10 protein-coding genes are annotated in these 13,560 nt (G+C 39.0%); all 10 read left to right on the plus strand.

All coding sequences use genetic code 11. From position 1 onward, the window contains the following. The first annotated feature begins 129 nt into the window (after positions 1-129). Positions 130-447: a hypothetical protein gene (locus tag CHA01nite_RS04070; RefSeq protein ID WP_146939935.1), complete on the plus strand. Its 318-nt coding sequence runs from the start codon at positions 130-132 to the stop codon at positions 445-447. After that, positions 444-1,610, plus strand: coding sequence for a hypothetical protein (locus tag CHA01nite_RS04075; RefSeq protein WP_146939936.1), 1,167 nt, complete (start codon positions 444-446; stop codon positions 1,608-1,610). The genes CHA01nite_RS04070 and CHA01nite_RS04075 overlap by 4 nt, the downstream gene beginning before the upstream one ends. 193 nt (positions 1,611-1,803) lie before the next feature. Continuing rightward, positions 1,804-3,096, plus strand: a complete 1,293-nt coding sequence (gene eno, locus CHA01nite_RS04080; RefSeq protein ID WP_146939937.1) for a phosphopyruvate hydratase — start codon at positions 1,804-1,806, stop codon at positions 3,094-3,096. Between the two features lie 86 nt (positions 3,097-3,182). Further along, positions 3,183-4,469, plus strand: a complete 1,287-nt coding sequence (locus CHA01nite_RS04085; protein WP_146939938.1) for a citrate synthase — start codon at positions 3,183-3,185, stop codon at positions 4,467-4,469. A gap of 79 nt (positions 4,470-4,548) precedes the next feature. Next, positions 4,549-5,019, plus strand: coding sequence for a hypothetical protein (locus tag CHA01nite_RS04090; RefSeq protein WP_146939939.1), 471 nt, complete (start codon positions 4,549-4,551; stop codon positions 5,017-5,019). Positions 5,020-5,492: 473 nt separating this feature from the next. Next, positions 5,493-6,407 carry a dimethylarginine dimethylaminohydrolase family protein gene (locus CHA01nite_RS04095; RefSeq protein ID WP_146939940.1) on the plus strand — a complete coding sequence of 305 codons (915 nt, stop codon included), beginning with the start codon at positions 5,493-5,495 and terminating at the stop codon, positions 6,405-6,407. Positions 6,408-6,537: 130 nt separating this feature from the next. After that, a complete protein-coding gene (locus tag CHA01nite_RS04100) occupies positions 6,538-6,936 on the plus strand; it encodes a four helix bundle protein (protein ID WP_146939941.1) in 399 nt (132 codons plus the stop codon). A gap of 53 nt (positions 6,937-6,989) precedes the next feature. Beyond that, entirely contained in the window at positions 6,990-7,913 is a 924-nt protein-coding gene (gene ctlX, locus CHA01nite_RS04105) for a citrulline utilization hydrolase CtlX (protein ID WP_146939942.1), read from the plus strand. A gap of 482 nt (positions 7,914-8,395) precedes the next feature. Further along, positions 8,396-10,042 (plus strand): T9SS type A sorting domain-containing protein, encoded by a 1,647-nt coding sequence (locus tag CHA01nite_RS04110; protein ID WP_146939943.1) that lies wholly within the window; start codon positions 8,396-8,398, stop codon positions 10,040-10,042. Between the two features lie 2 nt (positions 10,043-10,044). After that, the gene (locus CHA01nite_RS04115; protein WP_146939944.1) at positions 10,045-13,554 is read left to right on the plus strand and encodes an RHS repeat domain-containing protein; all 3,510 of its coding nucleotides are present in this window, start codon (positions 10,045-10,047) and stop codon (positions 13,552-13,554) included. The last annotated feature ends 6 nt before the right edge of the window (positions 13,555-13,560 follow it).

Consider the following 13,560-nt stretch of genomic DNA (forward strand, 5'->3'; position numbering starts at 1 on the left):
GAATGTTTAAGTACCGATAAGCAGTATCATTTTATGGTGCTGTTTTTTTATTGGAAATCACCCGTTTGTGGAATTGACAGGGGCTTGTTTTTGTGGGAACTTTGAGGTACAATTTAAAAGCGTAAAATCATGGCAGATTTAATATTACAAGTAACAGTATCAGGCGGATTAGCAGACTACGGAATCACTTACAGACTTTATAAAAAAGGACAATTAATTCAGGCAAAAAAGTACCCCGGAAGTTTTGAAAAAGATTTCACAGAGTTAGATGGCAAATATTCGCTTTATGTTTATGGAGCAGGGCCGGCGACGAATGACAGAAAAGTAACTATTAAGCTTTTATTCAAGGATACAGAAATTGATCTTATTGATAAGATGTCATCTAATAATCCTTTGGAAGAAACGACGTACGAAATTAGTGGAGATTATTATTTTAAAACGGTATGAAAAAGATAATTACAATTCTTTGCTTAATAATATCATATAATGCTTTCTGTCAAGAAAAAGATACAGTAAACTTGGCAGATGAATCTGTAAAGAACGAAGCAAAAAGAATAATTTCTGACGAAATTACTGATAAGAAATCTGCGAACTGGCAAGATGTAATTGCAAATTATTTTCAGTTGGCATTAAAAAACTTAGGCGAAAAGAACCAGAAATTTGAATTGAAAACAACATTATTTAATCTAAAGGCTCAGGCTGATAAAGATCTTTGGATTGATTATAATTATGAAAAAGAAAAATTTTCAAGAAACTTTCAGATTGAAGCAGGTTTGTCTTTAAAAGAGAATAATAAAATTAATGTTTTTACATATGGTTTTGGATGGTCATTTGACGGAAGAGACAGAAGTATGAACGTTTTGGTTAATAAGAAATCAGCTATTATTTTTGATAATTATAGACAAGATCTTACAGATGCAAAAGAAGCCTACATGTATTACATTGAAAAAACGGAAGGCGAAAATTTGACTGAGGAGAAAATGAGTATTATTAGAGAAATTGAAGATAATCATAAGCTTAATGAAAATAAAATTAAAATAATTCCGCTCTCAGAATTCCCGGAAGATTTCAGAAGATTTTTATCAAAGAAATACGAAAATTATGCAGAAAATTTTCTAAAGCAAAATAAAGCCGATATAGAAGAAATAGAAAGAAAACCTTATTTTTTTATTGGTGTAAATAATTCTCTGAATGATCAATCTAAAATTCTGGACAATTATAAAATACATGCTATTTATTTACAGGGAATAAAAACCAATAACATAAAAATGGAAATGGATTTTAGAAATAGCTATAAAGTATTCGACAGTATTGCAACGGTTGCATATAAAAGGAAAGAATTTTCTTCTCAATTAGGTTTAAACATTTCAGTAATGTCAAAGAATGAAATATCTTTTTTAGAATTAAAACCTAATTTCGAGTTTAAAAGAATCTTTTCCGGATTAATGGAAGATGAAAAAAACAATCAGTTTTTAGCGAATGCAGATGTAAGGTTAAGGGTTTTAAAGAATCTGTGGGTGCCTTTAATTTTAAAATATGATGTAAACAACGGAAAATTTTTCGGCTTTCTAAACATCAGTTTCAATTTTAAAGGAGTGCAAAACGAATAGGCAACTAAGACTGTAAGTTGAAAACCTTTTTTGATGAAAATTTTAAAGAAGGTTTTTTTGTTTTAAAATCAAGAATTCACACAAACATTAAATTAACTAAAATTTAACTCTGAATAAACGTATAAATTCCCGCTCATTTGTTCCCAGCCGTTAAAAATTGATTAAATTTGTCTGAACTATAAAAAAACGAACAATGAGTTACATTTCTTACATAGAAGCGAGACAAATTTTGGATTCAAGAGGGAATCCTACAGTAGAAGTAGATGTATTCACGGAAAGCGGGGCAATGGGCCGTGCTGCAGTACCTTCCGGAGCATCTACCGGGGAACATGAAGCAGTAGAACTGCGTGACGGCGGTTCGGAATGGATGGGGAAAGGCGTTTCCAAAGCTGTGGAAAATGTAAGAGAAGTAATTGCCCCTGAATTGGTAGGCCTTCCGGTTTTCGATCAGAACCTGATCGACCAGATCATGATCGACCTTGACGGATCGAATAACAAAGGAAATCTTGGAGCCAACGCCATCCTTGGGGTTTCTCTGGCAGCCGCCAAAGCCGCCGCTGCTGAACTTAAAATGCCTTTGTACAAATATGTGGGTGGTGTAAATGCCAACACCCTTCCCGTTCCGATGATGAACGTCATCAACGGGGGATCCCACTCCGATGCACCGATTGCCTTCCAGGAATTTATGGTGATGCCGGTAAAGGCGGATTCCTTCTCTCATGCGCTGAGAAAAGGAACGGAAATTTTCCACAACCTGAAAGCGATTCTTCATTCAAGAGGCCTTTCTACGGCAGTAGGGGACGAAGGTGGTTTTGCACCGACGTTTAAAGGAACGGAAGATGCACTGGACACTTTGCTTCAGGCCATCGAAAAAGCAGGATATAAGCCTGGTGATGATGTGATGATTGCATTAGACTGTGCGGCTTCGGAATTCTACAAAGACGGCGTTTACGATTACAGAAAATTCCAGACGCCGGATGCGGCTCAGTTTACCAGCAGTGAGCAGGTTTCTTACCTGGCTGAACTGGCCAATAAATATCCGATTATCTCGATCGAAGACGGAATGCAGGAAAACGACTGGGAAGGCTGGAAAATGCTTACCGATAAAATCGGAGACCGGGTGCAGCTGGTGGGTGACGACTTATTCGTAACCAATGTGGAAAGATTAGCAAGAGGAGTAAATGAAGGAATTGCAAACTCAATCCTGGTTAAAGTAAATCAGATCGGTTCTCTATCTGAAACCATGGCTGCCGTACAGATGGCTCAGCACAACAAATTCACTTCAGTTATGTCCCACCGGTCCGGTGAAACGGAAGATTCTACCATTGCTGATCTGGCAGTAGCCATGAACTGCGGACAGATCAAGACAGGATCTGCTTCAAGATCAGACCGTATGGCAAAATACAACCAGTTGCTGAGGATCGAGGAAGCTCTTGGGGAAACAGCTGTTTTCCCTGGGCTGGATGCCTTTAAAATCAAAAGATAATCAATCGAATTTATAAATTACGGCAAGCGAAATTTTTAGTTTGCCGTATTTTATAATAAATAGTATATTTAGAAAAAAAATAAATAATGTCAGACAACAAAGTAATATTGAATTACGACGGTAATTCGTATGAATATCCAATCGTGGATAGTACTATCGGAGACAGAGGAATCGATATTTCAAAATTAAGAGACCAGACCGGTCTAATCACGCTTGATTTAGGGTATAAAAATACCGGGGCTACACTTAGTGACATCACTTACCTAGACGGAGATAAAGGAGAATTATTCTACAGAGGATATCCGATCGAGCAGATTGCAGACAAATCCAACTTCACAGAAGTAATGTACCTTTTACTCAACGGTGACCTACCTAATCAGGATCAGTATACTTCTTTCGAATCAAACATTAAAAAATATAACTTCGTAGCAGAGGAGATGAAAAAAATCATCGATGCTTTCCCTCGTTCTGCTCACCCTATGGGCGTTTTGTCTTCTTTGACTTCTGCTTTAACGGCTTTTAATCCTAAAGCGGTTAACGTAAACTCTAAAGAAGAAATGGATCTTGCCGCAGAACTGATGATTGCCAAGTTCTCTCACCTTTGCGCATGGACCTACAGAAAAACCCAGGGATTGCCGCTTAACCACGGCGACAACAGCCTGAATTATGTAGAGAACTTCTACAAAATGACGTTCAGAATGCCGAACCAGGACTTCGAAATCGATCCTGTAGTGGTTCAGGCTCTGGATAAATTACTTATTCTTCACGCCGATCATGAGCAGAACTGTTCTACTTCTACCGTAAGAATGGTAGGATCTGCCCATACCGGTCTTTTTGCTTCCGTTTCAGCAGGGGTTTCCGCTCTTTGGGGACCACTTCACGGCGGAGCCAACCAGGCCGTAATCGAAATGCTTGAGCTGATTGAAAAAGACGGTGGAGACGTAAACAAATGGGTGGCCAAGGCGAAAGATAAAAACGATAATTTCCGTCTGATGGGCTTTGGACACAGAGTATACAAAAACTTCGATCCGAGAGCAAAAATCATCAAGAAAGCAGCGGATGACATCCTGAACTCATTGGGTATTCAGGATAAAGCCCTGGATATCGCCATGCAGTTGGAAAAAGTAGCTTTGGAAGACGAGTATTTCGTAGAAAGAAAGCTGTATCCGAACGTCGATTTCTATTCAGGAATCATCTACAGAGCATTGGGAATTCCTACGGAAATGTTCACCGTCATGTTTGCATTGGGAAGACTTCCGGGATGGATCTCCCAGTGGAAAGAAATGAGAATGAAAGGAGACCCGATCGGAAGGCCTAGACAGGTATACCAGGGCGCTCAGAAAAGAGACTACATCGATATGGTAAACAGATAATCGATATTTTAACATATAGGAAATCCCGGAGCTCAGCTCCGGGATTTTTTTATATAGCAGAATTTTATTAATTTAAAGGATGGAAAATCTGCAGCGGTCACCACCGAAAAATATAATACGTATTATTATTGCGCTTTACATCATTTACGGGCTCATTTTTCTGATCGAGACCTTTGACTTTCTTGAAATGCTTCATACCAAGCCCAAAGATTTTCATCCGACCTATGATCTGGTGAATGTGCTCTTTTACCAGATGGAAATGATCATCTGCTTTATCTGTGCATTCATTTTTATCATTCTCATTTCTACCAGGCAGTCGGTGGTCGCATGGTTTCTTACAACTTTGGCAGTCTTGCTTTTCAGGGCATCGACCGTTTATTACCTGTACTTTTACGAAACGGAAGAGCGTTGGGTCCCGTTGATCTATAAAGAGGCCAATGCTTTCAGTACGCTGTTCCGGAGAACCTTTGTTCCTGCACAGCTGATCTGTAGCGGTATTGCGGTCATCCTTCTTTCAAAACAGTATTTCCGGAAAAAAAACAAAAAATAACCTGCCGGAAAATGGCAGGTATTAGAGGATTGGTTAAGGGCATTGGCACCGGTCGCAGGCCCATAAGGTACAGGCTCCTGCTTCATTCCACTCACAACAGCGTCTCACTGCCGAGGCCCCGCCGATAATGGTCTTTTACTGATCTCTTCCGAGTTTTTGTGCATTTTTAAGCACCGGATTCTTTGTTTTCATACTCAATGGTTTTAATGATTGATGGTGAGTGATTTAACATGATTAATATATCACTAAATTGTGAATTTAATTGAAATGATCATTGTTAAAAATCAATTAAAAAAATATCTGCAAAAGGGAATTTAACCAGAGATAAAATATAGCGATGGTCGGCAAGGCATTAATAAAAAACTGGCATGTTGTATAATGCTAGAATTATCTGTCTGTCACTCTTTAAAAAAGGCCTGAAAGTTTCCCAGATTCAGCCCTTTACTTATATTTGTAGCATTGCATAAATCTTTATGAAACTAAATATAAAAAACGAGACCGGCAGGCTGAAATCAGTGGTATTAGGACAGCCCAATTCAATGGGGCCGGTTCCTGCGCTGCTGGAAAGCTATGATGCAAAATCGTACTATTCAATTGAGAACAACCTTTATCCGAAAGAACCGGAAATCATCAGGGAGATGAACGCCTTTGAAGCGGTTTTGAAGAAATATGATGTAGAGGTTCTGCGTCCTGATATTATCGAAGATTATAACCAGGTTTTTGCCAGGGATGTAGCCTTTGTGATCGATGATAAGATGATTATTTCCAACGTTATTGCAGACCGGGCAGACGAACAGGAAGCGTATAAGACCGTTTTTGAAAAAGTAGCCTGGAGAAAGATCATCAACCTTCCGGAAACCGCTCATATCGAAGGAGGTGACGTGATTGTATGGGACGATTTCCTGTTTATCGGAACCTGTTTCAGCGAAGACTACCGGAATTATAAAACGGCCCGGACCAACGAATATGCGATTGAAATCCTAAAAGAATATTTCCCTAAAAAAAGGATCATCGACCTGGAGCTGAGAAAAAATGACAGGATTCCGTATGAAGGTATCCTGCATCTGGACTGTACGTTTAATCCTGTCGGGACAGACAAATGCATCATCTACAAGGAAGGATTCGTGGATGAAAGCGACTACCGCCTGATTGTTGATATTTTCGGCGAAGAAAACTGCTTCCACGTAACGGCAGAAGAAATGTTTGAAATGAACCCGAATATTTTCTCCATCTCCCCGGAAGTCATCGTTTCAGACAAAACCTTTACCCGGATGAACAACCACCTAAGAAATGAATGGGGGATGACCGTTGAAGAAATCCCCTACCGCGAAATTTCCAAGATGGGCGGATTGCTGAGGTGCTCGACGATGCCGCTGGTGAGGGAGTGATCAGGTTTGAGTGTGATGGAGAAGTAGAGTGGGAGTGTGAGAGTGTTTTAATGTTGGAGGGGTTTTATGTTAAAATGTAGTTGAGGATATTTTTGATATTTTTTTCCTATTTTAGTTAAAAATACAAAAGATGTCAACCATTAAATTTCACCAGGATCTGAAAGTCTATCAACATTCTTTTGACGCTGCAATGGAAATCTACGAGCTTTCAAAAACTTTTCCCAAAGAAGAAATCTACTCTCTTACAGACCAGCTCAGAAGATCTTCCAGATCCGTATCGGCCAATATTAGCGAGGCCTGGGGCAAAAGAAAATATGAAAGATCTTTTATCGCCAAGCTTACAGATTCTGAAGGCGAAGCAAGAGAAACCCAGACTTGGCTTCAATTTGCGCTAGCCTGTAAATATATTAACGAAGAACAATTTAGAATATTGAATAAGCAGTACAATCAAATAATCGGAATGCTGGTCAATATGATGGTCCAATCAAAGAATTGGTGCGCATTTCAATTACAAAATAATAAAAAATAAATTTGCACTAAAACAATAAAACACTAAAACACTAAAACCCTTCTACCCAAACTATGCAGACAACAGATACCGTACTCATGATCGAGCCGATCGCATTTGGCTTTAATGAAGAAACCGCAAAAAATAATTATTTCCAGACCGAGCAGAAAGGCTTCGATATTCAGTTCAAGGCGTTATCGGAATTTAAGATGTTTGTGGAAAAGCTGAGAAGCAAAGGCATCAACGTCATCACCATCAAAGATACGCTGGACCCGCATACGCCGGATTCCATTTTCCCGAACAACTGGGTCAGCTTTCACCGGGACGGAAAAGTCGTGCTTTATCCGATGTTTGCCTCCAACAGAAGGGTCGAAAGAAGGGAGGATATCATCGAAAGCATTAAAGAACAGGGATATGAAGTGGCTGAAATCGATGATTGGTCTTTACCGGAAACTCAGGGACATTATCTGGAAGGAACCGGCAGCATGATTTTCGATCACGACAATAAAATTGCTTACGGCTCGGTTTCCTTAAGGCTGGATGAAAACCTCTTCAGGGAATTCTGTGAAAAATATGGTTTCACGCCGGTGGTATTCCATTCGTTTCAGACGGTGGGAGAGGAAAGGCTGCCGATTTACCACACCAATGTCATGATGTGTGTAGCGGATCGGTTTGTTGTGATCTGCCTGGATTGCATTGATAACGAACTGGAGAGAAGCAAAGTCATCGAGACCATTAAAAATTCCGGAAAGGAGATTATTGAGATTTCAGAAGAGCAGATGCATCATTTTGCAGGAAATATGCTTCAGGTTCAGAATAAAGACGATGAGAAGTTTCTGATCATGAGTGAAACCGCCTACCGGTCCTTATCCCGGGATCAGGTGGCAGCCATTGAAAAATACTGTGAAATCATCTATTCTGATCTTAATACGATTGAAGTAAACGGAGGCGGAAGCGCACGCTGTATGCTGGCTGAGGTTTTCTTGCCGAAAAAATAACAGCTCAACTATTATATCCAGGTTTCTATCTAAACTATAAAAATTCCGGAATCTGATCAGAATTGGCTGATCGGATTCCGGAATTTTCATGTCAAAAGGTACAGAATTTCAGTTGGGTAATATGGTTTTTTATGATAAGTATAGGCATGAATTATATTTTGTTCTAATTAGTTATTGGTTGATATTGCCTTTTTCCGATTATTTAAAGAAAAGATTATCCGTCTGAAAATTTTTTTCTTGAATAATATAAGATTGGAAAACAGATAAAATAAATGATATCTGATTTTTCATTTTCATTTGAATTATTTATTATATTTAGAACAGAAAAACTGATCATGACAGACAAAGTACCGTTGCTTTATCGTTATGCATTTCCATACTGCATAATTTCAATTGAAGAAAATAATCCTTCGATTTTTACACTAAAGTACCGCTGCTGAATCTTCCTGATTTCAAAAATTAATAACACTTAAATGTAAAGCATGAAAAAAGTTTTTACCAGTGTACTTACCCTGTACACGATTTCAGGATTCTTTGCTCAGGAAGTGGTCTGGCAGAAAGACATCCAATCTCCGACGCAGAATTTTCTTTCTCAGGTGACCTCAACTATTGATAATCAGTATTTAATTACAGGGAGTTCAATCCGGCCTGTTTCAGATTCGCAAACTGGCGAAAATTACGGTTATGACTATAGCCTAATAAAGCTGAATCAACAAGGGGAACAAGTCTGGGAAAAACATTTTTCCGGTAAAAATCACGATTATCTCGCCGCAACAGTAAATACCCAGGAGGGCGGTTTCCTTTTAGCGGGCACCTCATGGAGCAATAAGGGATTGGATAAAAAAGAGGATTCAAAGGGTGGCTCGGACCTCTGGCTTATCCGGATCAATGAATTCGGCGATGAACTTTGGCAGAAAACCATTGGCGGAGCTGGAGATGAAGAAGCGCGTGCCGTGGTGCAGACAATGGATTTTGGGTTTTTTGTTGCAGGCAATATTGCTTCCGGTTCTGCTCAGGGAGCGGATAAAGGTTACGGCTCCAAAGACGTACTGGTGGTTAGGCTCGATAAAAACGGAAAAGAAATCTCGCAGCTTGTCTTAGGCGGCAGAGGACTGGATGAGGTTGAAAAAATGATTCCGACGATGGATGGAGGGGCTTTGCTAGGGATATACTCCAGAAGCGGAGCCGTGACGGAAAGTGGAAATCAAAATCCCGGAATGACACAGCAGTCTGCAAATTCATCGCTTTCATCAGCCAGAAGCCGTCAGCCAAAAGCCAGCGGCAATTATGGCGAAGGAGATTTTTGGGTGATCAAGCTTTCTAAAGATAATAAGGTAGAATGGGAAAAGAATTTTGGCGGAAAAGGGGATGACCATTTAAGAACCTTCGCGATGACTTCCACCGGTTTCCTGATTGGCGGCGAATCCAGATCGGAACGATCAGGTAATAAAACGGTAGGCATTGAAGAAGGAACCGATTTATGGCTGATCGCAACAAATCTGGACGGTGAAGAAATCTGGCAGAAATCTTACAATTTCAAGAACAGAGACATGTTAATGGGAATGAGCGTACTGTTGAATTCAGATGATAAATCAGCGAAAGGTTATTTGCTGGGTGGTTATACGCAGGCGGAAGGAAGAATTGAGAATGATGATGAGACGTTTTGGATGTTGTATCTCGACCAGAATGGTAATGAGCAGTGGCGGAAGCATGTAAAAGGAGAATCACATAAAAAAGAAGAACGGCTTTCGGATATTAAGCTGAACCGTGACGGCTCCATCATCCTTGCCGGAACCAGTGCTGAAGAACTCGGGAAAGAAAACTGGAAGATCATTAAACTCGGCGATAAACAGATCGATCAGCTGATCGAGAAGAAAGACATCAAGATTTATCCGAATCCTGTGTCAGATTATGCTTATGTCGAAATCGGCTTCCCTTCGACAGGCTCAGGGACCGACTTTTCCGCGGAGATTATCGTCTATGATATGGGCGGAAGACAGCTTCAGAATATCAAGACAAAAAATAAGGTAACCAAGATCAACACGCAGCCTCTTATCCAAGGAGCTTACCTGGTATCGGTGAAGACGGATAATGGAAAAACGGCGAGTACTAAATTAATTAAGAAATAACCATGAGAAAAAATTATTTAATAAATCTATTTGGAGGTAATCCGATATCTCTCAAACATAAAAATCTGCTGGTAGTATTAATTATGTTTATGAATGCTTTTGTTGATGGACAAAGCACTCAAAGTTATCAATTACCAAATATTATTAAACCATCACCTGTAGCTCAAAACTTTATGAGATATGGAGAAATTCCTGTTGATTATAGTACTGGAGTACCCAAAATAGAAATACCAATATATACGGTCGAAGGCAAGCAGTTGAAATTCCCAATATCTATATCCTACCATGCTTCAGGAATAAAAGTAAGTGATGTACCATCGGAAATCGGAATAGGCTGGATATTGAATGCAGGAGGTATTGTTACAAGAATGATGTTAGATACAATGGATGAAGCAGGAGCATCTATTAAAACGTATTCCAGTGCTAGCCAATTTCTGACAGCTATTCCCAATATTATTTATGGTAGTTTGGATACCAGCTGTTCCTGTTATCCTGGATCACATTCGCTTGAAATGTATTTAGATACCAAATGTAATAACGAGGATCTAATGTCTGATCGTTATTTTTATAGTTTGCCAAGCGGTGTTTCCGGTATTTTTCGGTATAATTATCCAACACGGGATACTTTAATAACTCTTCCATATCGGCCTTTTAAAATTGAAAGAACAATAACTGATCAATTTAAAATAAAAGATGATCATGGTATTTTATATACTTTTCAAAGATTTCAGGACTCAAGCTATGGGTCATCTGAATGGTTCTTAAATGAAATGGTTTCGGCAGACGGTACTGAAAGCATAAAATTCAATTATATTACACAGCAGCCCACACCAACTGGATCATCTGTAAATACGATTTTCACTCCAAAAGAATTTATGAATGGAAATAATTGTAATCCGGCAGAATCCGAAAGTTATCCTTCGGAATATGGAGGCGGGACAGGAGGCGGAACTTATTCTGTCGTTCTATCTTCTATTGAAACTAATGATGATATAATTACATTTTCATATACTGACAGAGAAGATTTCCAATTTTTAAAAAAAGTTTCAGAAATAAGAGTTGCTTCTAAGAATTTACCATCTATTATAAGGAAAAAAATAACTTTTGACCATTCATATTTTGGCACCAAAGGTTATGGTTGGGGTATGGATATGGACAAAAGGCTGAAATTGAATTCTTTAAATGTTTATGATGCAAACAATTCGGTTACGCAAAATTATTCCTTTACTTATGAGCAAAGTGTAATGTTGCCTCCGTATCTCTCAAGGGCTTTTGATTTTTGGGGATATTATAATGGAACAAATAATGGTTCGGCTACGCCTGAAAATATGTTGCCTATCAATTATCAGGGACATGGATATGGAGGTGACAGACATGCTGATAATGGAAGTTTTTCAAAAGCATGTATTTTAACAGAAATTAAGTACCCCACAGGTGGAAAAACGAAATTTAATTTTGAACGCGCTTATGTAGAGGGACTATTTGATGGACCTGTCAACAGTGGTGGATATATTGGCGCACTTAGAATTTCAAAAATTACTAATTATTTAAAAGATAATGAAATAGCCAATATAAAGTCTTATGTGTATTCAGGTCCAAAATTTAACAAGATTACAACAGAGTTTTATAGTTATCTGCAAAAATACATTGACTATTATGACGTTCCTTCCCCGATTGCAAATGGAGCTAATGACTATTGCTGGGTTTTTTATAAGAGAAATATTATAAGCTCCAGCCCTATTGCACCTCATGATCTGGCACCTGGCTTAGCCATTGCTTATTCAGACGTTACAGAATATAACGGAACATTATCCGATAATTTAGGTTCTACAAAATATTATTATTCTACGCCTGATTTGCTTTTGTATACGGGGTTTATAAGAGACCTGCATACTTTCCAGAATGATAAAGGAAATTACGAACCGAAATTGATAGGGAAAATTATTAAGTCAAAAACTGGAAGTTTAATTTCTGAAGAATACAATTCTTATACGGATCATTTTGAACATGAATTCAAGACAGGAATTAATATTATCAGGACACTCGATTATATTCCGAGACATCGAAATTCGGATTTACCTGTATACGCAACTTCACCAACGGGTCAAATCGCTCCTTTTAGTACCAATGATTATATTCAATCTATCAGGGCATTTGATACTAAGGCGTATCAAAAAGTTAGCTTACTGGATTATTCTATTAAGAAAGAATATGATCATTTGAACCCTAATAAGTTTATCAAAGATTCCACCGCCTATAGCTACAATCAGCATAATCTGATGATACAGCAAACAACCACGGTCAATAGCAAAGGAGAAAACATTCAGACACAATATAAGTATCCGTATGATTTTAGCTCGGTTCAGCCTTATCAGACCATGTTAAGTAAAAATATTCTGACACCGGTGATAGAGCAGACCATCAGCAATACCACTTTGAACAAGCAGCTCCAGAAAACCCAGACTTCCTATAAAGATTGGGGAAATAACATCATTGAGCCGGAAATCGTAAAAGGTCAGATGGATGCGGCAAGTCCCTTGGAAAACAGGATCCGCTATCTTTCTTATGACAGCAAAACCAATCCTCTGACGGTAAAAAAAGAAGTCGGCAACCCGCTGACGTATCTTTGGGGATACAACAAAACCTTACCGATTGCCGCTGTAGAAAATGCAAAATATGTATCGGAAACGATTAACAATGATCTGAATGTGTCTTATTCCGGGCTGCAGATTCCTCCGGGGAATATCAATCAGGAATTGGGAACTTTTACCATTACGGAAGAAAAAGATTATAAGATAGACCGGATCTACGAGCGCTATCCGGAAAATTACTCGGTAATGTACCAGACGAGTTTTCAAAATATGAATAACAGCAGTGGTACCGTATTTTTTACCGATACCACTCCGGCGTCAGGAAACTTTTATACCTATACCTCGCCTTCGGTACATCTAAAGCCGGGAACCTATAAAGTAAAGCTGACCAATATCGGATACAACGGATACCAGGGACAGATTGAAAACAATTTTAACTTCACGGTATACAATGCTGTTGAAGCTTCTGTTCCGTTCCATACAAGTTTTGAAGAAGAAAGTGTCGATATCAGTACCGCTTATGCGATAACCGGGAAGGTTTCCCATACCGGAGCGTATATAGTTAATCTGCCTCCGGCTGCTCTCGGATATGATAAGGTGATTGTTTCCTATTGGGGCAAATCAGGTGCCTCTTCGCCTTGGCAGTATGTGGAAAATACCGTTACCCTGGGAAGTTCACAAAACTACAGCATCGGGTCAAATTATACCTACATTGATGAGGTTCGGGTATACCCGGTTGATGCAAGGATGAAGACTTATACGTATGATCCTTTCTATAAAACGCAGACCAGCATCATGAATGAAAACGGCCAGACCGAATACTACGATTATGATGCCTTCGGCAGGCTGAAAGAAGTATACATCATGGAAGGAAATGTAAAGAAAACGATTAAAACGACTAACTACCACTATAAACCATAAAACCGA

Origin of the sequence: Chryseobacterium hagamense (assembly GCF_007991455.1) — a bacterium.
GTDB classification, from domain to species: domain Bacteria; phylum Bacteroidota; class Bacteroidia; order Flavobacteriales; family Weeksellaceae; genus Chryseobacterium; species Chryseobacterium hagamense.

Bases quoted from the DNA above. Each gene is read 5' to 3' on its own strand.
- ctlX (WP_146939942.1), top strand. From the start codon at position 6,990: ATGCAGACAACAGATACCGTACTCATGATCGAGCCGATCGCATTTGGC.
- CHA01nite_RS04070 (WP_146939935.1), top strand. From the start codon at position 130: ATGGCAGATTTAATATTACAAGTAACAGTATCAGGCGGATTAGCAGAC.
- CHA01nite_RS04110 (WP_146939943.1), top strand. From the start codon at position 8,396: ATGAAAAAAGTTTTTACCAGTGTACTTACCCTGTACACGATTTCAGGA.
- CHA01nite_RS04100 (WP_146939941.1), top strand. From the start codon at position 6,538: ATGTCAACCATTAAATTTCACCAGGATCTGAAAGTCTATCAACATTCT.
- CHA01nite_RS04075 (WP_146939936.1), top strand. From the start codon at position 444: ATGAAAAAGATAATTACAATTCTTTGCTTAATAATATCATATAATGCT.
- CHA01nite_RS04085 (WP_146939938.1), top strand. From the start codon at position 3,183: ATGTCAGACAACAAAGTAATATTGAATTACGACGGTAATTCGTATGAA.
- CHA01nite_RS04090 (WP_146939939.1), top strand. From the start codon at position 4,549: ATGGAAAATCTGCAGCGGTCACCACCGAAAAATATAATACGTATTATT.
- eno (WP_146939937.1), top strand. From the start codon at position 1,804: ATGAGTTACATTTCTTACATAGAAGCGAGACAAATTTTGGATTCAAGA.
- CHA01nite_RS04115 (WP_146939944.1), top strand. From the start codon at position 10,045: ATGAGAAAAAATTATTTAATAAATCTATTTGGAGGTAATCCGATATCT.
- CHA01nite_RS04095 (WP_146939940.1), top strand. From the start codon at position 5,493: ATGAAACTAAATATAAAAAACGAGACCGGCAGGCTGAAATCAGTGGTA.